This window comes from Variovorax sp. R-27 (assembly GCF_049913215.1).
Lineage (GTDB): Bacteria > Pseudomonadota > Gammaproteobacteria > Burkholderiales > Burkholderiaceae_C > Variovorax.
Map to the genome: position 1 here is coordinate 3,102,407 of NZ_CP183984.1, position 21,999 is coordinate 3,124,405.

Genomic DNA, 21,999 nt, shown 5'->3' on the forward strand with positions numbered 1-21,999 from the left:
AGTACCGAGACGTAGGAAAATGTGCCGTTCATGAGCGAAACCATCGAAAAAGCAGCCCCTTCCAAGTCCGCCGAGGGCCCAGGGAGCGAGCACTACAAGCGTCTGCTGCAGGGCATGGCGCACGCCGTGGCAGCCAAGGGCTACGCCGAGACAACCATTGCCGACATCGTGCGCGAGGCCGCCGTGTCGCGCCGCACTTTCTACGAACACTTCAGCACCAAGACCGAGTGCCTGATCGCGCTCTACGAAACCGCCAGCCGGCTCGCGCTGCAGGCGGTGAGCGAGGCCTTCGACCCGGTGCAGCCCTGGCATGCTCAGGTCGAGCAGGCCATGACCGCGTACTTCGATTACCTCGCGCAAGACCCGGTGCTGCTGCGTACGCTCTTCGTCGAGATCCTGGGGCTCGGCATGCCGGGCCTGGTGGTGCGGCGCCGGGTGAACGACGAGATCGCCAACTTCATCCAGGTGGCGATCAACAGCAGCGACAGCGCGGATGGCCCCGCCGTGCACCTGACGAGCGAGATGGCGATGACCGTGGTCGGCGGCATCAACGAACTGGTGCTGCAGGCCATCGAGCAGGACCGTGCGGGCGACCTGCGCGAACTGGTGGCGCCCGCCACGCGGCTGGTGCGCGCCGTGGCGGCCGAGAGCCAGCGCTAGACGCCCTTCGACCCGGCGGTGCGCTGGGTGGCCGCGAGCCACAGCGCCAGCAGCCCCGCAAGAGTCAGCGACAGCAGCACGCCGAGGTAGGGCAGTACGTCGTGCAGCGGCGCGCCCATCTGGTTGAGCCGCAGCGAGGCCTGTATGCCCGCCGTGCTCGGGAAGAGCCAGCGCAGCGCCTGCAGCGGCCCCGGCAAGGCCTCCACAGGCCACGAGAAGCCCGAGAGAAAGGCCATCGGCAGGGCGGTGAACAGCAGCACCTGCAAGGCCCGCTCGCGGTCTCGGAACCAGCAGCCGAGCACCAAGCCCAGCGTGCAGATCGCCGGCACGTAGAACGCGAGCAGCACCAGCGCGCCGAGCGGATTGCCACCGCGCGGGTAGTCCTGCAAGAAGAACACCCAGCCGAAATAAAAAAGCCCGCTCAGAAAGCTGAACACCGAGAGCGCCCCCAGCCGGCCCAGCCAGGCTCCCATCGACGCCCGCAGCCGCCCCGCCTCGGCCCAGGTGCCAGCCAGCATCGCCACGCCCATCAGCAGCGTCTGCTGCAGGATCAGCAGTGCCACCGCCGGCACCACGTAGCTGCCATAGCCTTCGGTCGGGTTGAACAGCGCGACCAGATGCGTGTTGAGCGGACTGCGGCTGCGAGCGGCTTGAATCGCGCTCTGGCCGCCGGCCTGCAGCTTGCGGATCTCGACCCCGGCCGACACCGTACCCACGGCCTCCGAGAAGCCATACAGCACCGCTTTGTTCAACAGCGCATAGGCGCCGTTGCCTTCGATGGTGACGACCGCCGAGGTGCCGCGCAGCACATCGCGCTTGAGGTCGGCCGGCAGCAGCGCATAGCCTTCGATGTCGCCGCGCCACAGCGCCTGCTGCGCCTCGTGCACATCTCCCGTGACCATGCGCACGTCGAGCCGCGGATTGGCCAGCGCGAAGCGCGCGATCTGCCGCGACAGCGCTGTGTGGTCCTGGTCGACCACTGCCACCGGCACGCGCGCCACGGCCTGCGTGCCATAGGGCCACGGGTAGAAGAAGCCGTAGATGATGGGCGCGAGCAGCATGATCAGCAGCACGCCCTTGTCGCGCAGCACGGCGAGCGCGGTGTCGCGCCATGCGGCGCCGAGGTGGAGCTGTTCGTCAGTCATCACCGTCCACCCCAACTGTCGGGCGCTCCGGCCGCGCGCACCAGCGCACCGGCGGACGCGGCAAGCAGCACGCCCGTGCCCAGCACCATCCACAGCGGCGTGGCGACCGAATACACCACCGGCGCGCCCATCTGCAACTGCTCCATCTGCACGCGGATGTAGTGCGTGTAGGGCAGCAGGCCGGCCCATATCTGCGCTAAGAAGGGCATCGCGACCAGCGGAAAACCCACGCCACCGAACGCGAAGGCCGGCGCCGTGATGAAGCCCGTAGCCGAAAGCGCAGTGCGCAGCGAACGCGTGAATGCCGCCGCGAAAGCCCCGAGCGCAATCGACAGCGCCAGGAACACAACCAGCGCAAACAGCGTCCACCCGAGCGAACCGACCGGATGCCACCCGCGACCCGCGGTGATCCACAGCATCGCCGCGATGGCCACCGCCGAAAGGCTCGCGAACGGCAGCGCCAGCTTGCCCGCCAGCGCTGCCAGCGCCTCGTGCCATCGTGGCGCGGCGCCCAGCCACTCGCCGATGCTGCGGTCGCGCAGCTCGCGCCCCACGGCCCAGGCGCCGGCCGTCATCGCAAGAATGTGCAGCAGCGCCGGAATCAGCGCCGCGCCGAGAAACTGCTCGTAGTCGGTCGAGGTGTTGAACAGCGCCACCATGCTCGCCTTGATCGGCTCCATGCTCACGCGCGCCGCCGTCATCGACTCGCCGCGCTTGTTGCGCACCGTGAGCTCGACCCCGCCCGAAACCGTGGCCACGGCAGTGCGCACGTCGCGCTGGATCAGGCTCGAATGCGTGCCGAGCTGCGCGTTGTGCAGCAGCACGACCTGCCCGACGCGGCCCTGCTTGACGTCACGGCTCAGGTCGCGCGGCAACTGCACCGCCGCGTCGACCGCGCCGCTGGTCAGGGCACGCGCCATCTCGCCTTCGTCGCCGTACCGCTGCACCACGCGCAGGCCGGGCGTGGCGTCCAGAAAGCGCACCAGCTGGCGCGAGAGCGACGAGTGGTCCTGGTCGAGCACGCCGATCGGCAGCCGCTCGGGGAGGCCGGCCGAGAAGATCCACCAGATCAGGAACACCGCGAGCAGCGGCACCCACGAGACCATCGCCAGGTCCCAGGGGCGCGTGCGCAGCAGCGCGAACTCGCGCCGTGCGCTGGCTGCGGAAAAGCCGCGCAGGCTCATCGCGAACTCAGTCGACCAGCACGCTCATGCCGGGCCGAGCGCCGTCGATGGGCTTGAGCGGCCGCGCGCGGACCTCGAAGGTGCGCACGTCGAAGCCGGTGCCGCCGCGCGTGGCGCGCCACGTCGCGAAGTCGGGCAGCACTGCGCTGTAGTAGACCTTGAAGCGGGCCGTGCGCCTGTCTTCCGGCAGTGCGGGCAGGCGCGCATCGAATTCGTTGCCGAGTGCGAAGCGGGCGAGCCGGTCTTCGCGCACGTTGAGCACCACCCACTGGTCGCTCAAGTCGACCACCGTGACCACGGCCACGCCCTGCGGCGACAGCTCGCCGACCTTGGCCAGCACCTTGGCCACCTCGCCCCCGACGGGGCTGCGCAGCTCGGTCTCGGCCTTGGCGGCTTCGGCCTCCGCCACCACGCCGGCGACCTGGCGCGCCTGCGCGCTGGCGGCGGTCTTGTCCTCGGGGCGAGCGCCGATGCGCGCCATGTCGTACTGCGCCTTGGCGGCAATGGCGGCATCGCGCGAGGCCTTCCAGTTGGCTTCGGCCTCGTCGCGTTTCTGGTCGGCAACCAGGCCCTCGCGCGCCAGTCCGTCGACACGGCGGTACGAGGTCTGCGCCAGCTGGGCCGCGGTTTCGGCGCGCTGCCACTGCATGCGCGCCATCTCGACCTCCTGCGGGCGCGCGCCGTTCTGCGCCTTGTCGGCGACGGCCTGCGCGGCCTGTTCGGCGGCAGTGGCCTGTGCGAGCTTGGCGCGCACTTCGGGGCTGTCCATGCGCACCAGCACCGCGCCGGCCTGTATGCGGTCGCCTTCCTTCACCGGCACTTCGGCGATGCGCGCCGTCACCTTGCCTGCGACGTCGGTCTCGCGCGCCTCCATCTGGCCCTGGAACACCTCGGGCGCGGGCTGCGAGGCGCGCCAGAAACCCCAGACGAGCACCGCCAGCACGAGCAGGGCGGCGAGTATCGCGATCAGTTTTCGGGTCTTGGCACTCATCATCAATTCACCTTCACGTCGGCACGCGCGATGTAGTCGGAAAACCTTTCGGAAAGGCCCGCGCTTTCGAGCAGTTGCGCAAGCGCTTGCACGTAGTCGTTGGCGGCCTGCGCGCGTTCGGTCAGCACCTTGGCCTGGTTGGTTTCGGCGTCGATCAGGTCGAGCGTGGTGCTCGTGCCTTCGCGCAGGCCCGAGGTGCGCAGCTTCACCACCTCTTGCGCCAGCTCCACCGAGGCCTTCATCTCGAGGTATTGGCGGCGCGCGTTCTCCAGCGCGCGCCAGTTGCGTTCGACCAGCAGCGAGATGTCGCTGCGCGCCTGCGCGTCGGTGCGTTCGGCCTGCTCGACCTGCTTGAGTGAAGCAGCCGACAGGGCGTCGCGGTCGACCGAGTCGTACAGCGTCCAGCGCACGCCGAGGCCGGCCACCCAGTCTGCGTTGCCGCCCTTGAGTTCGCGCGTGCCGAAGGCAATGACTTGCGGGCGGCGCAACGCCTCTTCGCCTTCGTGCAATTGCTCGGCCTGCGACTTCTTGGCCGCAACCTTGCCCAGGCCCGGGTGCCGCGTGAGCGCCGAGTCGATGAAATAGCCGAGCGGTTCGATCGGCGTGCTGATGAGAAAGAGCGGCGTTTGCGGCGTCACGCTGCCATCGGCACGCACCGTGCGGGCCAGGGCTACGGCGGCGAGCGCCGCGTCGTTCTCGGCCTTGCGCGCATTGCGCCGCGCCTCTTCGTACGCTGCGCTGGCCTGCAGCCGCTCGACGCGCGAGATCACACCGGCCGCGAGCATCTTCTGCGCCGCCGAATCATGCTGTGCGATCGTTCGCTCGGCCTGCAGGCGCAGCGTGGCCGCTCGCTGCGCGAGCTGGGCGCCGAAGTAGCGCTGTACCAGCAGCGTGTCGACCTCGTGGCCGGCCTGTTCGGCATCGGCCTGCGCCTCGCGCGTCTGCGCCGAGACGAAGCCGCGCACAGCATCGGTCGCGCCGCCGACGTAGAGCGGCCACACGGCCGAGATCGATGTGTTGGCGCCGGTGTCGTGGCGGTTGAGCGTGTAGCTGTTGGGCAGCTGTGGAATCGGCACGCGCGCGATCACGCTCTGGATGGACGACGGCAGCGCCGAGCCGATCTGCCCGAATTTCTGGTTGAGCGGATCGAGGTCGAGATTCAGGTTCGCGTTGTAGGCATAGGCCAGCCCCGAGACGCTGATCGTCGGGCCGCCGAGCCCCTTCAGGCCCTGGCCCTGCAGTTCCTTCGACTCGACCGCCGCGCGGGCCGCGGCCAGCTTGTCGGAGCGATCGAGCATGCGGGCGCGGGCCGCTTCGAAGCTCAGCGACAGGGTGTCGTCGTTGCGGGCCTGGGCCTGCGCGAAAGCCGCGGTGCCCAGCACCAGCAGTGCCGGCAGCAGGTAGAGAGAAGGAAAAAGAGCTTGGCGGCAGCGTGTCATCGTTTCAAGGGGCTGTTCAGATCTGCACCGTTGGCCGGTAGTCCGCCAGCAGCACTTCTTTCCACTTGCCGAACAGCGCCATCAGCCCGACGGCCACTGCGCCCGACAGCACCACCACCCAGCATGCATGCGCCCATCCGTCGTCGAAGGCACCGAACATCACCGCGCGAAAGGCCTGCACTACCCAACTGAACGGCAGCCAGCTGTGCACCGTGCGGAAGAAGCCGGCCGAAAGCTCCACCGGCAACACCCCGCCACCGGCCGACAGCTGCAGCGTGAGCAGCAGCACCGTGAGGATGCGGCCGAAGTCGCCGAACACATGCAGGATCGCGAACAGCACCACCAGGAAGACCAGTGAGGCCAGCGCCATGGTGAGCGCCAGGGCGGCCACGTGCGGCGCCTGCACCTGCAGCACGCCCAGCAGCGTGGCCAGCACCAGCGCCACCTGCAGCAGCACGATCAGCGCCGGCATGGTGATCTTGCCGAGCGTCTTGGCGAGCTTCGGGTAGTGGGTGTGGTCCGCCAGCACGATGCGGATGTTGAACAGATAGCCGGCCATCACCGCGCCGATCCACAGCGCCACCGACACCATGTTCGGCACGAAGGCGCTGCCGTTGTTGTCCACCGGTGCCACCACCTCGACCTTGGGCTCGACCGAATCGGCCAGCCCCGACGCGCTGCCCTGGATGCGGGTGATCGAGGCGGGCAGGGCAGCTTCGATGGTGCGCACGCCGGTCAGCAGGCGCTGCGCGCCCTGCGCAAGCTGAGAGCCACCCTGCACGAACTCGTCGAGCTTCTTGTCCGCGGGCAGCTTGCCAGCCATGGTGCGGATGCCGCCAGACAGCGCCCCCATGCCGTCGGTAAGCTTGCCCACGCCGCCGTCGAGCGCAGTGGCGCCAGCCGCGAGCTTGTGATTGCCGTCCTGTGCCTTGGCCATGGCCCCCTGCGCCTGATCGATGCCGCCGCGCAGCTTGTCGGCGCCGGCTGCGAGCTCGCCCGCGCCCTTGGCGATGCGCTCGCCCACGAAGGGGATGTCGGCGGAATCCTTCTGCATCTTGCGCGCGCCGTCGCCGAGCTGGCCGGCACCGGCTTCGAGCTGGCCGAGTCCGTCGCCGATCTGCGCGAGCCCGCTGCCGAGTTCGCGCTGGCCTGCCGCGAGTTGCTGCGAGCCGGCCTTCAGTGCACGCAGGTCAGCGTCGGCCGGCAGCTTCGATTCGATGGTGCGGATACCGCCGTTCACCTGCTTGAACCCGCTGCTCACCTGCTGCGCGGCGGCGCTGTATTGGGCCGCGCCGTTGGCCAGCGTCTGGCTGCCGTCGCGCAGCTCCAGCAGCGCCTGCTTGAGCTTGTCGAGCCGCTGCTGTGAGCCGGAGGCCGCATTCAGCACCAGCCCCCAGCGCTGCTCGTTGAGCATCTCGTTGACCTGGTGCCCCAGCTCGCCCGCGAAACGCCGCGCCAGGCCGGCCGAGCTGTAGTTGTTGCCTTCGGAGGTGTAGACCACCAGTTGCCCGGCGCCGCGCTGCGCACCCGGTACCGCGTTGGCGCTGAAGTCGGCCGGAATCAGCAGCGCAAAGGCCAGCGTGCCGCGCCGCACCTCGGCGCGCGCGGCTTCGGCGTCGGTCATCGCGCGGAAGCCGAAGGCGCGCTTGTCGAGCAGGGTGTGCGTGAGTTCGTCGCCGACGTTGACGGTGCGCGACATGTAGGTCACGCCCTGGTCCTGGTTGACGATGGCGGCGGGCAGGTCGGCCGTGTGCCCGGCCGGGTCCCACACGCTCGTGAGGTAGATCAGCGCATAGAGCGCCGGCACCACGCCGACCGCCACCACGGCCAGCAGGATGCGCGGAAAGCGCCGCACGATCGCCAGCTCGGCCCGGGCGATGGCCCAGGTACCGGCGAACAGTGCGTGAAGGTATCGCATGGGGCTAGGAGGTCTGCAGCAGCGCCATGGCGGTGGGGTTTGCGCGCAGAAGCGGTCAGCCCGGCTTTTTCTGGGCGGGGTCGTAGAAGAATTGTTCTTCCGCGATGCGCTCGCCTTCCCAGCGCTGCCAGGCGATTTCTTCCATTCGCATCTTGCTGCCGCCCTTGAACGTGAACTCGAAGATCCAGTGGATCGCCACGTGGTCGCCGTTCACCAGCACCGGCCGCACGCAGGTGGAAACCACCGACTCGGTGCGGTCGAGCACGGCGCTTTCCTGGGCCACCAGCGTGCTGCGACCGCGCCGCGGCTCGGCCTGGTTCTCGCGCATGGTGGCATCTTCGGTGTAGTAGTCCTCGATGGCCTTGGCATGCGCGCCGCCTTCGACGGCGGCGATGAATGATTCGAGTCGTTCGGGCGTGGGCATTTCAGGACTTTACTTTGACTTCAACGCGGCGCGCCTCGGCGGGCGGCCCATCGGCCTGCGATTGCTCGGGCTTGGCCAGCTCGATCTTGTCTTCTGGCGCACCAGCGGCCTTGAGCGCATCGCTCACGGCCATCGCGCGCTGCTTGGCGAGCTCGGCATTCTTGGCCGGGTCGCCGCTGGCGTCGTGGTAGCCGCTCACGAGCACCGTGCTGCCGCTCTGCACGGCCTTGATGACGTCGGCCAGGGCTTCCTTGGCGTTGGGCGCCACCTCGGAACTGGCGCTCGCGAAGTAGAACTTCACGACGCCGTTCTCGACCTTCACCGCTGCGGCTTCGGCGGCCGACACGGCGCCCGAAGCGACCACCGCAGCAGGCGTCGACGGAGCCATCGCGGCGGGCGCGGTCGCGGCCGGCGGCATCTCGATCTTCGCCGGCACGGCCGCCGCCGCATCGCCGGCATGGAACTTCACCACCAGCGGCACGATGAGCAGCGCCACGATGTTGATGATCTTGATCAGCGGGTTCACGGCCGGGCCGGCCGTGTCCTTGTAGGGGTCGCCCACGGTGTCGCCGGTGACGGCGGCCTTGTGCGTCTCGCTGCCCTTGCCGCCGAAGTGGCCGTCCTCGATGTATTTCTTGGCGTTGTCCCAGGCGCCGCCGCCAGTGCACATGCTGATGGCGACGAACAGGCCCGTGACGATGGTGCCCATCAGCAGCCCGCCCAGCGCCTTCGGCCCCAGCACCAGGCCGACGACGATCGGCACGAGCACCGGCAGCAGCGACGGGATCATCATTTCCTTGATGGCCGCGCCGGTCAGCATGCTCACGGCCTTGCCGTACTCGGGCTTGCCGGTGCCTTCCATGATGCCGGGGATGTCGCGGAACTGGCGCCGCACTTCTTCCACCACCGCGCCCGCCGCGCGGCCCACGGCCTCCATGGCCATCGCGCCGAACAGATAGGGAATCAACCCGCCGATGAAGAGGCCGACGATCACCATCGGGTCGCTCAGGTTGAAGCTGATGTTCAGCCCGAAGCTCTCCAGCTTGTGCGTGTAGTCGGCGAAGAGCACCAGCGAGGCCAGGCCCGCAGAGCCGATGGCGTAGCCCTTGGTCACGGCCTTGGTGGTGTTGCCGACCGCGTCGAGCGGGTCGGTCACGGCGCGCACGCTGGCGGGCAGGTCGCTCATCTCGGCGATGCCGCCGGCGTTGTCGGTGATGGGGCCGTAGGCGTCCAGCGCCACCACGATGCCGGCCATGCTCAGCATCGACGTGGCAGCCACCGCAATGCCGAAGAGGCCTGCCAGCGAGTACGAAGCCAGGATGGCGATGCACACGAAGATCACCGGCCACGCCGTGGAGCGCATCGACACGCCCAGGCCCGCGATGATGTTGGTGCCGTGGCCCGTGGTCGAGGCCTGCGCGATGTGCTGCACGGGCTTGTACTGCGTGCCGGTGTAGTACTCGGTGATCCATACCAGCGCGGCCGTCAGCGCCAGGCCGACGAAGCAGGCGCCGAACAGCTTCAGCTGGCTGCCGCTCGGGGCGATCGCGTTGTCGGGAATCAGCCAGCTGGTGACGAACCAGAACGCGATCAGCGACAGGATGCCCGCCACCGCCAGGCCCTTGTAGAGCGCCGGCATCACGTTGACCATGCCCGGCGAGGCCTTCACGAAGAAGCACCCGATGATCGACGCGATGATCGACACGCCGCCCAGCGCGAGCGGGTACAGCACCGCGTTGGTCGGCGCCGCGGTAACCATCAGCGCGCCCAGCACCATGGTGGCGATCAGCGTCACGGCGTAGGTTTCGAACAGGTCGGCGGCCATGCCGGCGCAGTCGCCGACGTTGTCGCCCACGTTGTCGGCAATCACCGCCGGATTGCGCGGGTCGTCTTCGGGGATGCCGGCCTCGACCTTGCCCACCAGGTCGGCGCCGACGTCGGCGCCCTTGGTGAAGATGCCGCCGCCCAGCCGCGCGAAGATCGAGATCAGCGAGGAGCCGAAGGCAAAGCCGATCAGCGGATTGAGGGTGGCCGCGAGGCTGTGGCCCGCCGCCGGCGTGCTGCTGCCGATCAAGACCCAGTAGAAGGCCGACACGCCCAGCAGGCCCAGGCCCACCACCAGCATGCCGGTGATGGCTCCGCCGCGGAACGCGACGTCGAGTGCCGGGCCGATGCCTTGAGTGGCCGCCTGCGCGGTGCGCACATTGGCGCGCACCGACACGTTCATGCCGATGAAGCCGCAGGCACCCGAGAGCACCGCGCCCACGATGAAGCCGACTGCCGTGGTCAGGTCCAGGAAGATGGCGATGAGGATGGCGAGCACCACGCCGACGATGGCGATGGTGCTGTACTGCTTGGCGAGGTAGGCGGAGGCGCCGGCCTGGATGGCCGCTGCAATTTCCTGCATGCGGGCATTGCCTGCGTCCTTCGCGAGAATCCAACTTCGAGCCCAGAAACCGTAGGCCACGGCCACTAGGCCGCAGACGATAGCCAGTATCAGGGGGGTGTTGCCGATCATGCTTTGCTTCTCCATTCGTTCGTTGCGACTTGTGGAGACGGACAGCATGGGCCCTGCGTGCAACGCGTACGGGACCATGTTTTCCGCCGCGTTGCTTCCTCGAAGCTCACTGCACCAAGGGTGAGGAGCCGATTGGCCAACGGTTGCAATTTACAGGCAAATACGAGTGCGCGTGCGACCGGTCGGTGACACGGAAAGTAAACTCCGGGTTTGTCCCCATCTCTCTCATACTTTTCCACTACTCGAAAAACGTCATGTCCTTCGACAAAGTTTCCCCCGGCAAGAACGTCCCCGATTCCTTCAATGTCGTGATCGAAATCCCGATGAACGCCGACCCGATCAAGTACGAAGTCGACAAGGAATCGGGCGCGATTTTTGTCGACCGCTTCATGACGACGGCCATGTACTACCCGGCCAACTACGGCTACGTGCCACAGACCCTGTCGGGCGACGGCGACCCGGTCGACGTGCTGGTGATCGCTCCGTATCCGCTGCTGCCGGGCGTGGTGGTGCCGTGCCGCCCCCTGGGCATCCTGATGATGGAAGACGAAGCCGGCGTCGACGGCAAGGTGCTGGCCGTGCCCACCGACAAGGTGCTGCCCATCTACAGCCACTGGAAGTCGGTCGACGACGTGAACCCGATGCGCCTGAAGGCCATCAGCCACTTCTTCGAGCACTACAAGGACCTGGAAGAAGGCAAGTGGGTCAAGGTGCTGGGCTGGGAAGGCATCGACGCGGCCAAGAAGGAAATCCTGGACGGCATCGCCAGCTACAAGAAGTAATTTATTCGTTCTCGAAGGGCGAGCGGCGCGGGTCGCGCGTGAAGCTGCCGGCCAGCGATGGCGCGCAGCCCGGCGTGTCCGAGACGGTGACGCGGTCGGTGTCGAACTGGAGTGTGCGGGTGCAACGCCCGCCTTCCTGCACCACGAGGCGCCGCTGCCCGTCGAGCACGTTCTTGCCCTGCAGCAGCATGTTGCCGCGCGGGTCGGGGCAAACGTAGATCTGGATGTCCAGCGTGCCGCCCAGTTCGGGCGTCACGTCGAGGAAGCGCCCGTCCTTCGGGCATTGGCCTTCCACATAGCGTCCCATCCAATGCAGCAGCGGGTGACTCAGGTAGGTGATGCGCCGCTCGTAGTCCTGCTTGAGGCATTCGGTCTTGCCGCGGCATTCGCGGTTGCGTACAGCTATCCAGTCACGCTGGTCGCGTTTCAGGAACGTCGCCCACTGGCCCGTGCCGGGCATTTCGACTTGCCGCTTGTAGAGGGCGGCCATGGCTTCGTCCTGCCGTGACAGGCCGGGGTCGGCGCAGATGGCTTTCTCGGTGGCGTTGCCGGCCTTCTTGGCGCAGTCGAAGCTGGCGGCCGTGGCCAACTGGCTGGCCGCCATGAAGCAGAGTGCCACGAGGGCAGGGCGTGTGAAGGGCGGCATGCGGTTCTCTCTCCTCGAAGCGGATGCTAGGAGAGGCGCCGCGCGCCGTCGATGTGCCGAATGGTCAAGGGCACTATGCCCTTGGACAGAGGAGACGCTTCAGGCGCGGACCGCGTCGCTGGCCAGCCGCATCCATTCGCGATTGACCGAACGCGCATGCGAGTTCCAGTGGTGAGCGGCCTGCTGGAGTTCGTCCCACTGGCGCTGTGCACCGGTGGCATCGCCTTGCTGGGCAAGCCATGCGATGTAGCGGGCGCGGGCCTCGACGGTGTTGTACTGGCTCAGCGCGGCCTCGAAGGCTTCGCGCGCTTCCGGCTGGCGTCCGTCGGCGGCGAGGGCGCGGGCGGTGAGCACGGCGACTTCGTCCTTGCGGTAGTCGTCGCGCGTGGCACGCAGGGCCTGGAGCGCCTGCAATGCCTCGCGGCCGGCAGTCGCTCCACCCGCAGCCAACAGGGCGCTGGCCAGGCCGAACTGCAGTTCGGGATCGGAGGCCAGCGGGCCCTTCAGTGCGTCGCGGTAATGGCCGACGGCATCGGCGGCCTGCCCCTTGTCGAGCGCTGCCTTGGCAAGGCGCAGCTTGTTCTGGGCCGTGGGGGCGAGGTCGTAGGCCTCGGTGGCCGCGCGGTATTCGCGCTCGGGGTCGATGAAGCCGATGGCCGCGCTGGCCACCTTGCCGGCGGTGCGCTGCATGCGCGAGGCGGGCAGGTACTCGACCACGAAGTACACGATGCTTCCCAGCAGCGGGAAGCTGAAAAGAATGAGGAGCCAGTACATCTGCTTGCCGTGGCGCATTGCGTGCACGGCGAAGAACAGCGCGATGAGGACGTGCAGCCCCAGTCCGACGAATGGCATCGAGTTCTCTCTGAGTTGTTGTGGATATCGGGCGCTTTTATAGCAGCCCCGCATGGCAAGAAAGGCTGGTCAAGCGGCCTTGAACGGGCTGCGCTCGCCCAGGTGGTCCATGTAGTTCTCGATGCCCGCGCCCTCGCGCTCCAGGAAGCGCTCGACCGCATCGGCAAACGCCGGATGCGCCAGCCAGTGGGCGCTGGTGGTTTTTACTGGCATCAGCGCGCGCGCCATCTTGTGCTCGCCCTGGGCGCCGCCCTCGAAGCGCTGGGCGCCGTATTCGATGCACCAGGCCAGCGGCTGGTAATAGCAAGCCTCGAAGTGCAGGCAGTCGACGCGCTCCAGCGCGCCCCAGTAACGGCCGTAGGCAACGAGCGGTGCATCGGGCTGCGTCGAAAGGGCGATCAGGCTGGTGGCCATCGGTTTGCCATTGCGCTCGGCGACGAACAGCAGCCAGGCTTCGGGCATCGTGTCGGCCATGCGCCGGAAGAAGTCGCGCGTGAGGTAGGGCGGGTTGCCGTGCTCGCGGTAGGTGCGCTCGTAGCAGCGGTAGAAGAAGTCCCAGTCGGCCTTCGAGATGTCGGTGCCGCGCGACCACCGGAAGCTCACGCCGGCGTCGGCCACCTTGCGGCGCTCCTGGCGGATCTTCTTGCGCTTGTCGTGCGAGAGGCTGGCGAGGAAGGAGTCGAAGTCGGGGTATTGGGCGTTGGTCCAGTGGAACTGCACCGTGTTGCGCAGCATCAGGCCCGCTTCGGTGCAGGCGGCGATGTCGGCATCGGCGCCGAACAGCAGGTGCAGCGACGACAGCTCCTCCTGCTTGCACAGCGCGACGAGTCCTTGCACCAGCAACGTGCGGCTTTGAGCGTCGCGCGCCAGCAGCCGCGTGCCGGGCACGGGCGTGAAGGGCACTGCGACCACGGCCTTCGGGTAGTACGCGAGCCCGTGCTGCTCGTAGGCATTGGCCCAGGCCCAGTCGAAGACGTACTCGCCGTAGGAATGGTCCTTGATGTAGAACGGGCACGCGGCCTGCAACTGCTCGCCTTGCCACAGCGTGACGAACTGCGGCATCCATCCGCTCTCCGGCGTGGCGCTGCGGCTGTCGTTCAGCGCCGCGAGGTATTCATGGCGCATGAAGGGCGATGGCTCGGCCTCGGCAGCCAGCAGCGCGTTCCACGTGTCCGGGCTCACGTCAGCCGGCGACGACAGAACCCGAATGACATAATCGTTCAAGCCTTTTTCTTCCTTCTGTATGACGCTCAAGCTCGCCATCGCGCAACTCAATTTTGTGGTGGGCGACCTCGCCGGCAACGCGAAAAAGATCGTCGACGCCGCGCGCGATGCCCATGCACAGGGCGCGCGCCTCTTGTTGACGCCCGAACTCTCGATTGCCGGCTATGCGGCGGAGGACCTGTTCCTCCGTCCCGCCTTCACCGAAGCCTGTGATGATGCCGTGAAAGGCATTGCCGCTGCTCTGGCCGATCTCAAAGACATGGTGGTGGTGGTGGGGCATCCGACCGGCGGCAGCCTGCGCAGCCGCTCGGTGGCCGTGCAGATGCGTCACAACGCGGCAAGCGTCATCAAGGAAGGCCGCATCCTCGAAACCTACGCCAAGCGCGAACTGCCCAACTACCAGGTGTTCGACGAGCGCCGCTACTTCACGCCGGGGCAGGGCACCTGCGTGTTCGAGGCGGGCGGTGTCTCGGTCGGCCTGCTGATCTGCGAGGACGCCTGGTTCGACCAGCCTGCAGAGCTAGCGCGCGAAGGCGGTGCCGAGGTGCTGGCGGTGATCAATGCGTCGCCGTACCACGTGGGCAAGGAAGGCGAGCGCATCGCGCGCATGGCCGACCGGGCGCGCGCGGTGGGGCTGCCGCTGGTGTACGCGCACCTGGTCGGCGGGCAGGACGAGGTGGTGTTCGACGGCGCTTCGTTCGCGTTGCAGGCCGATGGCGCTGCGGCCATGCAGGCCGAGAGCTTCCGGGAAAAACTGGTCTTCGCGCAGTTGGAGCGCACGCCTCAAGGCGGCGTTGGCTTCGTAGCCAAGCCGGCGGCCATCGCACCGCCACGCGACGCTGAAGCCCAACTCTGGGACGCCCTGGTGCTCGGCGTGCGCGACTACGTCGGCAAGAACGGTTTTCCGGGCGCCATCCTGGGGCTTTCGGGCGGTATCGACTCCGCATTGGTGCTTGCCATCGCGGTCGATGCACTGGGCAAGGACAAGGTCCGTGCGGTGATGATGCCTTCGCCTTACACCGCCGACATCAGCTGGATCGATGCGCGCGACATGGCCGCCCGCCTGGGCGTGCGCTATGACGAGATTTCCATCAAGCACACCTTCGAGTCCTTCAAGGGCGCTCTGGCCGAGGAATTCAAGGGGCGGCCCGAGGACACGGCCGAGGAAAACATCCAGGCCCGCATTCGCGGCACGCTGCTGATGGGGCTTTCGAACAAGTTCGGCGCCATCGTGCTCACCACGGGTAACAAGAGCGAAATGGCCACCGGCTACTGCACGCTGTACGGCGACATGGCGGGCGGCTTCGCGGTCATCAAGGACCTGCTCAAGACAACCGTGTTCGCGCTGGCGCGCTGGCGAAATGCCCACGATCCGTACGGCACGGGCACCGAGCCGATTCCCGAGCGGATCATCACGCGGCCTCCCAGCGCCGAACTTCGGCCCGATCAGACCGATCAAGACAGCCTCCCGCCCTACGACATCCTCGACGGAATCCTGGCACGCTACATGCAGGACGACGAGGGCATCGACGAGATCATTGCCGCGGGTTACGACCGTGCGGTGGTCGAGCGGGTTGCGCGGCTCATCAGGATCAACGAATACAAGCGGCGCCAGGCGCCGGTAGGCATCCGGGTCACCCATCGAAGCTTCGGCAAGGATTGGCGTTACCCTATCACCAGCAAATTCAACGAAACCGCCGGAGCACGAAAACCATGAAGCAGATCACCGCCATCGTCAAACCCTTCAAGCTCGAGGACGTGCGCGAGGCCTTGGCCGAAGTGGGCGTCACCGGCCTGACCGTCACCGAAGTCAAGGGCTTCGGCCGCCAGAAGGGGCACACAGAGCTCTACCGCGGCGCCGAATACGTGGTCGACTTCCTGCCCAAGATGAAGGTCGAAGTGGTCGTCAACGAGGCCGATGTGGAGCGCTGCATCGAAGCCATCGTCAGTTCCGCGCGCACCGGGAAGATCGGCGACGGGAAGATTTTTGTCACCGGCGTGGAGCGCATTGTGCGTATCCGTACGGGTGAGGAAAACGAAAACGCTGTTTGAAGCAAGAAAGCCCCGGCGACGGGGCTTTCGACATGGTCGTCAGAGGTTTTCCGACAGCCTGTCTTCGCGTGGATGGAGCGGCACTTCGGCGCGCAATGCCGTGAGCAGCTCGGGCACATCGGTGCCGGTGCGGATCAGGCTCATCTGCCATTCGCCCATGAAGCCCTCGCGCACGCTGTGCGCCAGGAAGCCAAGCAGGCCGTCGTAGTAGCCGGCGGTGTTGAGGATGCCGGTGGGCTTGTCGTGGTAGCCGAGCTGGCGCCAGGTCCAGATCTCGAACAGTTCCTCGAAGGTGCCGATGCCGCCCGCCAGGGCGACGAAGGCATCGGCGCGCTCGCCCATCATGGCCTTGCGTTCGTGCATGGTGTCGACCACGTGCAGTTCGTCGCACAGCGGGTTGGCCAGTTCCTTGTCGACCAATGCCTTGGGGATGATGCCGACCACTCGGCCGCCGGCAAGGCGGGTGGCCTCGGCCACCGTGCCCATCAGGCCGGTGCGACCTCCGCCGTAGACAAGCTGGCCGCCGTGCTGGCCGATCCATTGGCCGACGGCTTGCGCGGCCTGGGAAAACTCGGGGCGCTCGCCGGGGCGCGAGCCGCAATACACACAGATCGAAAATTCAGGATTCATCCTGCCATCATGCCGCAGCCCGTGGGCCTTCTCATGACACGAAGCGTTGCCACAGCGCTGCCGCCCAGATGCCGCCGCACAGCGTGAGCGACAGCAGCACGGCGGCGCTGCCCATATCCTTGGCGCGCTTGGAGAGGTCGTGCCACTCGGGGCCGATGCGGTCGATGGCGGCTTCCACCGCGGTGTTGAGCAACTCGACGATCATCACCAGGATGGCGCTGCCCGCGAGCAGCGCCACCTCGACCCAGCTGCGCCCGAGCCAGAAGGAGGCCGGAATCATCACGATCGACATGATGGCTTCCTGGCGGAAGGCGGGCTCGCTCCAGCCGGCGTGCAGGCCGTGTAGCGAGATCAGCGTGGCGTGCCAGACGCGTTCGAAGCCCTTGCGGGCTTTTTGCGGATTGACGGCGGGATCGGGAAGCTTGGGCAAGGCACTCATTGGCGACTCATCGGTTTGGAGGTGATGAGCCGTGTACCGGCCCAGGCGTCGTGCCAGAACTGGCGTTCGGGGTGAAAACGCGCCAGCAGGGCCCAGACAGCGACCCAGCCGAAGATCAGGACGGTCGATTCGCCGCCCGACAGCTTGAAGGGCGCAATGGCGGCCAGCGGCGGCAGGAACCAGACCCAGCTCAGCAGGTAGCGCGCCAGCGCGCGGCGTTGGCTGATGGGCTGGCCGTGCACGTCGACGATGCGGATGTTCCAGGTTTTCATGGCGAGGGTCTGGCCTTTGGTCCAGAACCAGACGAAGTACACGCCGAACACCACGAAAAGAAAAGCCTGAAATAGATGGCGGCGCGAATCCATGGCGTCGCGCATCTGGCCCAACGTGCTGAAGAGCCAGCCCGAAACGAACACCACCGCAAACAGCAGCATGCCCTCGTAGAGCCAGCAGGCCATGCGGCGCCAGAGGCCGGGCACTATCGAAACAGGAGCGCTGGCTGCAGGAGAGATCGGCGAGGCGGGCTGATCGGGGCCCGAAGCCTCGGGAGAGCTGGAAACCATCGAAGCCTTGGGATCAGGGGGCGGGGGAGGATGGCTCGGCTGCCGACGACGGCGCGGGCACCTGGGCTTCGGCCGGAACCGGTGGAGAAGCGATGCTGGACGGGGCAGGCGCGGCGGGGAGGATGGAAACCGCCGGTGTTGCCGCTGCAGGCACGCGCTCCGGCGGCGATGCCACCATGATCGTGGCCGGTGTGGCAGCGGGGGCGGGCGGCGGGGCCAGCAAAATCCTGGGCGTGTGCTGTACGCCGGGGGTGACGGCCGGCACCGGCACGAGCTTCTGGGACGAGACCGGCCGCACGGGAATGGCGGCACCGCGCGGCTTGGGTGGGGCGCGTTCCGCGAGCTTGCGCTTTTCTTCCTCGCTCAAGGCCTGGTACTGCTCCCATTTGACCTTGCGCTCGTCAGGCGGAATGCGCTTGACCTCGGCAAAGTTCAAGCGGGCTTGGGCGCGCTGCTGATTGCTCAGGGCGGTCCATTCGATCATGCGGCTGTGAAGGGTGGTCTGTTCGTCCGCCGACATGCTCGCGAAGTTGCGCGACAGCGCCAGCCACTTTTTCTTTTGCCCGACGTTCAGCGTGTTCCAGTGAGCGTTCAGCGGCTTCAGGGCTTGCTGCTGCTCGGCCGTGAGTTCGCTCCAGAGCGGCTTGGTCGTTGAGATGGCCTTGGGGCTGGTGGCTGATGCAGAGCTTGCCGAAGCTGGGCCCGCCGCAGCCTTGGCGGCTGCTTCGGAGGGCGGCTGGGCGCAGGCGAGCGTGAGGCTGAAGGCTGCGACTGCAAGCGCACCTGCCCAAACGACTGCGCCCGCCGGGAGCGGGCGCAACGGGCGGGGGGTGTTTGCGCTGGAGGTGGAGCGGCGTCGCATTCGGTCGATGAAAAATCAGTCGGAGGCGCTGTCGGCCTTCAGGAATTGGGCAAAGCCGGGGTCGGTGTAGGCAGCGGGCGGCAGGTCGCCCGTCAGCAGTGCTGAATCCACTTCGGCCAACTCGCTGGCGCGGTCGTCGTCCTGCATCACGCTGATGGTGATCAGGCCGGCCACGAGCGCAATCAACGGCACCACGGAGCCGATGCGGGTCCACCAGCTTCCACCCAGTGTGAGTGTGTGGCCCGACTGCACCACCACAGGCGCAGTCCGCAACTGCGGGGGCTGCTTGCGCGCGGAAACGGCCTGCGCTCGCGCCACGCGCAACCGCTCGCCGATGTCGTGCGGCAGCTCTCGATTGCCGGCCGAAAGGCGGGCAACCAGACGCTGGCCGAACTGGTCTTCGGCGGTGGTGGATGTTGAGGTTGGAACCTTAGTGTTCATAGCGATATTCCCTTGGCCTTGAGCGCCTTGCTCAGAGCGTGAACGGCTCGCGAGCAATGGGTTTTGACGCTGCCCTCGGAGCAGCCCATCGCAGCGGCCGTCTCTGCGACGTCCATTTCCTCCCAGTAACGCATCAGGAAAGCCTCGCGTTGACGGCCCGGCAGTGCTGCGATCTGTTCCTCGATCTCGTGGAAGACCTGGGCGCGGCGGGTCGTGTCTTCGGCGCTCTCCGATTCCCTAGAGTCGGTCGGTGAGACGAAGTTCTCCAGCAGGTCGAAATCTCCGTCGTCGTCGACCGAGTCGAAATCGCTGAGGTTGGAGAAAAGGGCGCGCCGGGTTTTCTGGCGGCGGAACCAGTCGAGCGTGCAGTTCGACAGGATGCGCTGGAACAGCATCGGCAGTTCGGCCGCGGGCTTGTCGCCGTAGTGCTGCGCCAGCTTCATCATGCTGTCCTGCACGATATCGAGGGCCGCTTCTTCATCCCGCACGTGGTAGACCGAGCGCTTGAAAGCGCGTCGTTCAACGCTTTTCAGGAAGTCGGAGAGTTCTTGTTCAGTGGCCAAGCGAGAGGGGGCGCGCAGGGCGCGCCGCGTGGGGAAGAGGGTCTAGCGATCGCGTATGTTTACCGCCGCGGATTATGCCTTTGTAGCTTTACAAGGCAGCTGAAGCGAATCTGAACGCCCGGAAATGTCATAATCCCCTTTGCAAGTCAAAAGGCAAACGGGTCACGGTCCGGCGGAACATCAGTCCGCTCATGGCTTTGGCCTCAAGTCCTGGCGCGACCTCACAAGGGTTGGCAAGGGGCACCCAAGGTATTTCGTTCCCGAAATAAACAAAGGTTGATCATGGAAATCTCCAAGGCGGAAATCGTTTCCGCAGCAGCCGCGTCCTCAGGCGCCGGCAACCCGACGCAAGAACTCATGGGCGCTGAAGTGCTGGTCAAGGCACTGCAGGCCGAAGGCGTCCAGTACGTCTGGGGTTACCCCGGCGGCGCGGTTCTCTACATCTACGACGCGTTCTACAAGCAGGACACCATCCAGCATGTGCTGGTGCGCCACGAGCAGGCCGCCGTTCACGCAGCTGACGGCTATGCGCGCGCCACCGGCGAAGTCGGTGTGGCGCTGGTCACTTCCGGTCCCGGTCTGACCAATGCGGTCACCGGCATCGCGACGGCGTACATGGACTCCATCCCGATGGTGATCATCTCGGGCCAGGTGCCAACGGCGGCCATCGGCCTTGACGCCTTCCAGGAATGCGACACGGTCGGCATCACCCGCCCCATCGTCAAGCACAACTTCCTCGTCAAGGATCCGAAGGATCTGGCCATGACGATGAAGAAGGCCTTCCACATCGCACGCAGCGGCCGTCCGGGCCCCGTGGTGGTGGACGTGCCCAAGGACGTTTCGTTCAAGAAGGTCCCGTACACCGGCTATCCCGACAAGGTCGAGATGCGCTCGTACAACCCGGTGCGCAAGGGCCACGGCGGCCAGATCCGCAAGGCGCTGCAGCTGCTGCTGGCTGCCAAGCGTCCGTACATCTACACCGGCGGCGGCGTGTTGCTGGGCAACGCCTGCAACGAACTGCGCACGCTGGTCGACATGCTCGGCTACCCGGTCACCAACACGCTGATGGGCCTGGGCGCCTATCCGGCGAGCGACCGCAAGTTCCTGGGCATGCTGGGCATGCACGGCACCATCGAAGCCAACAACGCGATGCAGAACTGCGACGTGCTGCTGGCCGTGGGTGCGCGCTTCGACGACCGCGTGATCGGCAATCCCAAGCACTTCGCTCAGAACGAACGCAAGATCATCCACATCGACATCGACCCGTCGAGCATCTCCAAGCGCGTGAAGGTCGACATCCCGATCGTCGGCGACGTGAAGGACGTGCTCACCGAGCTGATCTCGATGATCCGCGAGAGCACCACCAAGCCCGATGCCGGCGCTCTGTCCGACTGGTGGAAGACCATCGAGGCCTGGCGCTCGCGCGACTGCCTGAAGTACGACCGCGGCAACAAGGACGTGATCAAGCCGCAGTACGTGGTCGAGACCCTCTGGAACATGACCAAGGACGCCGACGCGTATATCACGTCGGACGTGGGTCAGCACCAGATGTGGGCTGCCCAGTACTACCGCTTCGACGAGCCACGCCGCTGGATCAATTCGGGCGGCCTGGGCACCATGGGCGTGGGCATTCCCTACGCCATGGGCATCAAGCTCGCGAAGCCCGATTCGGAAGTGTTCACCATCACCGGCGAAGGCTCGGTGCAGATGTGCATCCAGGAACTCTCCACCTGCCTGCAATACAACACGCCGATCAAGATCTGCTCGCTCAACAACCGCTACCTGGGCATGGTGCGCCAGTGGCAGGAGATCGAATACTCCGGCCGCTACAGCCACAGCTACATGGATGCACTGCCCAACTTCGTGAAGCTCGCCGAGGCCTATGGCCACGTCGGCATGCTGATCGAGCGTCCACAAGACGTGGAGCCTGCGCTGCGCGAAGCACGCAAGCTCAAGGACCGCACGGTGTTCATGGACTTCCGCACCGACCCCACCGAAAACGTGTTCCCGATGGTGAAGGCCGGCATGGGCATCACCGAAATGCTGTTGGGTTCCGAAGATCTCTGATCCGCGGAACATTCGCTCAACTCTTTACTGACGAATCTATTGCTCGCCGAGCCCGCGCATTACCGTGCGCGGGGGAGGGCGGCGAAAAGAGGAGTCACGCAAACATGAAACACATCATTGCAGTGCTGCTGGAAAACGAGCCGGGTGCTCTTTCCCGCGTGGTGGGCCTTTTCTCGGCCCGCGGCTACAACATCGAATCGCTCACGGTGGCGCCCACGGAGGACGCAAGCCTCTCGCGCATGACCATCGTCACCACCGGTTCCGACGACGTGATCGAGCAGATCACCAAGCACCTGAACCGCCTGATCGAAGTGGTGAAGGTCGTCGACCTGACCGAAGGCGCCTACACCGAACGCGAACTCATGATGGTGAAGGTGCGCGCGGTCGGCAAGGAGCGCGAGGAAATGATGCGCATGGCAGAAATTTTCCGCGGCCGCATCATCGACGTGACCGACAAGAGCTACACCATCGAACTCACCGGCGACCACGGCAAGAACGACGCTTTTCTTGAAGCGATCGAACGTAGCGCTATCCTCGAGACAGTCCGTACCGGTGCCAGCGGCATCGGGCGCGGCGAGCGCATCCTGCGCGTGTAGGAG

Annotated in this window: 22 protein-coding genes; 6 read left to right on the forward strand and 16 right to left on the reverse strand. The window is 66.5% G+C overall.

The window, feature by feature from the left end:
• Positions 1–30: 30 nt before the first annotated feature.
• Positions 31–660, forward strand: coding sequence for a TetR/AcrR family transcriptional regulator (locus tag ACN9MV_RS14400; protein ID WP_093074921.1), 630 nt, complete (start codon positions 31–33; stop codon positions 658–660).
• Here the strand turns inward: ACN9MV_RS14400 and ACN9MV_RS14405 are convergent.
• Genes ACN9MV_RS14405 through ACN9MV_RS14435 form a run of 7 tightly spaced genes read right to left on the reverse strand, consistent with a single transcriptional unit; the run spans position 657 to position 10,279 of the window.
• Positions 657–1,805, reverse strand: a complete 1,149-nt coding sequence (locus ACN9MV_RS14405) for an ABC transporter permease (protein ID WP_426392827.1) — start codon at positions 1,803–1,805, stop codon at positions 657–659. The genes ACN9MV_RS14400 and ACN9MV_RS14405 overlap by 4 nt on opposite strands.
• Complete coding sequence (locus ACN9MV_RS14410; protein WP_093174074.1) at positions 1,805–2,989, reverse strand: ABC transporter permease; 1,185 nt, start codon at positions 2,987–2,989, stop codon at positions 1,805–1,807. The genes ACN9MV_RS14405 and ACN9MV_RS14410 overlap by 1 nt, the downstream gene beginning before the upstream one ends.
• Before the next feature lie 7 nt (positions 2,990–2,996).
• Positions 2,997–3,983 carry an HlyD family secretion protein gene (locus ACN9MV_RS14415; RefSeq protein ID WP_093074912.1) on the reverse strand — a complete coding sequence of 329 codons (987 nt, stop codon included), beginning with the start codon at positions 3,981–3,983 and terminating at the stop codon, positions 2,997–2,999.
• Positions 3,983–5,419, reverse strand: a complete 1,437-nt coding sequence (locus ACN9MV_RS14420) for a TolC family protein (protein WP_426392829.1) — start codon at positions 5,417–5,419, stop codon at positions 3,983–3,985. The genes ACN9MV_RS14415 and ACN9MV_RS14420 overlap by 1 nt, the downstream gene beginning before the upstream one ends.
• Before the next feature lie 16 nt (positions 5,420–5,435).
• Positions 5,436–7,337, reverse strand: coding sequence for a YhgE/Pip family protein (locus tag ACN9MV_RS14425; RefSeq protein ID WP_426392830.1), 1,902 nt, complete (start codon positions 7,335–7,337; stop codon positions 5,436–5,438).
• Positions 7,338–7,392: 55 nt separating this feature from the next.
• Complete coding sequence (locus ACN9MV_RS14430) at positions 7,393–7,761, reverse strand: nuclear transport factor 2 family protein (RefSeq protein WP_093054397.1); 369 nt, start codon at positions 7,759–7,761, stop codon at positions 7,393–7,395.
• 1 nt (position 7,762) lies between these two features.
• Positions 7,763–10,279, reverse strand: coding sequence for a sodium-translocating pyrophosphatase (locus ACN9MV_RS14435; protein WP_426392832.1), 2,517 nt, complete (start codon positions 10,277–10,279; stop codon positions 7,763–7,765).
• Between the two features lie 254 nt (positions 10,280–10,533).
• On the opposite strand from ACN9MV_RS14435, the gene ppa reads away from it, so the two are divergent.
• Positions 10,534–11,061 (forward strand): inorganic diphosphatase, encoded by a 528-nt coding sequence (gene ppa / locus ACN9MV_RS14440; RefSeq protein ID WP_093054399.1) that lies wholly within the window; start codon positions 10,534–10,536, stop codon positions 11,059–11,061.
• Between the two features lies 1 nt (position 11,062).
• Here ppa and ACN9MV_RS14445 read toward each other — a convergent pair whose 3' ends face one another.
• The 3 genes from ACN9MV_RS14445 to ACN9MV_RS14455 all read right to left on the reverse strand — a co-directional run bounded on the left by ACN9MV_RS14445 (position 11,063) and on the right by ACN9MV_RS14455 (position 13,783).
• On the reverse strand, positions 11,063–11,707 hold the full coding sequence (locus ACN9MV_RS14445) for a lysozyme inhibitor LprI family protein (RefSeq protein ID WP_426392834.1): 645 nt from the start codon (positions 11,705–11,707) through the stop codon (positions 11,063–11,065).
• A gap of 99 nt (positions 11,708–11,806) precedes the next feature.
• Positions 11,807–12,559 (reverse strand): hypothetical protein, encoded by a 753-nt coding sequence (locus ACN9MV_RS14450; protein WP_426392836.1) that lies wholly within the window; start codon positions 12,557–12,559, stop codon positions 11,807–11,809.
• A 69-nt stretch (positions 12,560–12,628) separates the two neighbouring features.
• Positions 12,629–13,783 carry a GNAT family N-acetyltransferase gene (locus ACN9MV_RS14455; protein ID WP_426392838.1) on the reverse strand — a complete coding sequence of 385 codons (1,155 nt, stop codon included), beginning with the start codon at positions 13,781–13,783 and terminating at the stop codon, positions 12,629–12,631.
• A 19-nt stretch (positions 13,784–13,802) separates the two neighbouring features.
• On the opposite strand from ACN9MV_RS14455, the gene ACN9MV_RS14460 reads away from it, so the two are divergent.
• Positions 13,803–15,500 (forward strand): NAD+ synthase, encoded by a 1,698-nt coding sequence (locus tag ACN9MV_RS14460; protein WP_426392839.1) that lies wholly within the window; start codon positions 13,803–13,805, stop codon positions 15,498–15,500.
• The gene (locus ACN9MV_RS14465) at positions 15,497–15,835 is read left to right on the forward strand and encodes a P-II family nitrogen regulator (RefSeq protein WP_093054409.1); all 339 of its coding nucleotides are present in this window, start codon (positions 15,497–15,499) and stop codon (positions 15,833–15,835) included. The genes ACN9MV_RS14460 and ACN9MV_RS14465 overlap by 4 nt, the downstream gene beginning before the upstream one ends.
• A 39-nt stretch (positions 15,836–15,874) precedes the next feature.
• Here ACN9MV_RS14465 and ACN9MV_RS14470 read toward each other — a convergent pair whose 3' ends face one another.
• From ACN9MV_RS14470 to ACN9MV_RS14495, 6 genes are read right to left on the reverse strand one after another with little or no spacing between them, the layout of a single operon-like run.
• On the reverse strand, positions 15,875–16,465 hold the full coding sequence (locus ACN9MV_RS14470; RefSeq protein ID WP_093054411.1) for a TIGR00730 family Rossman fold protein: 591 nt from the start codon (positions 16,463–16,465) through the stop codon (positions 15,875–15,877).
• Between the two features lie 31 nt (positions 16,466–16,496).
• A complete protein-coding gene (locus tag ACN9MV_RS14475) occupies positions 16,497–16,904 on the reverse strand; it encodes a diacylglycerol kinase (protein WP_093054413.1) in 408 nt (135 codons plus the stop codon).
• Complete coding sequence (locus ACN9MV_RS14480; protein ID WP_307614011.1) at positions 16,901–17,467, reverse strand: RDD family protein; 567 nt, start codon at positions 17,465–17,467, stop codon at positions 16,901–16,903. The genes ACN9MV_RS14475 and ACN9MV_RS14480 overlap by 4 nt, the downstream gene beginning before the upstream one ends.
• Before the next feature lie 13 nt (positions 17,468–17,480).
• Positions 17,481–18,287, reverse strand: a complete 807-nt coding sequence (locus ACN9MV_RS14485) for a DUF3106 domain-containing protein (RefSeq protein ID WP_307614012.1) — start codon at positions 18,285–18,287, stop codon at positions 17,481–17,483.
• Positions 18,288–18,344: 57 nt separating this feature from the next.
• Positions 18,345–18,770, reverse strand: a complete 426-nt coding sequence (locus ACN9MV_RS14490) for a DUF3619 family protein (RefSeq protein WP_093054419.1) — start codon at positions 18,768–18,770, stop codon at positions 18,345–18,347.
• Positions 18,767–19,333 carry an RNA polymerase sigma factor gene (locus tag ACN9MV_RS14495; protein WP_093054421.1) on the reverse strand — a complete coding sequence of 189 codons (567 nt, stop codon included), beginning with the start codon at positions 19,331–19,333 and terminating at the stop codon, positions 18,767–18,769. The genes ACN9MV_RS14490 and ACN9MV_RS14495 overlap by 4 nt, the downstream gene beginning before the upstream one ends.
• A 282-nt stretch (positions 19,334–19,615) precedes the next feature.
• Between ACN9MV_RS14495 and ACN9MV_RS14500 the strand changes: the two genes are divergently transcribed.
• Both ACN9MV_RS14500 and ilvN read left to right on the forward strand, forming a co-directional pair.
• Positions 19,616–21,400: an acetolactate synthase 3 catalytic subunit gene (locus ACN9MV_RS14500; RefSeq protein ID WP_093054423.1), complete on the forward strand. Its 1,785-nt coding sequence runs from the start codon at positions 19,616–19,618 to the stop codon at positions 21,398–21,400.
• Between the two features lie 104 nt (positions 21,401–21,504).
• A complete protein-coding gene (gene ilvN / locus ACN9MV_RS14505) occupies positions 21,505–21,996 on the forward strand; it encodes an acetolactate synthase small subunit (RefSeq protein WP_007834236.1) in 492 nt (163 codons plus the stop codon).
• Positions 21,997–21,999 lie beyond the last annotated feature (3 nt).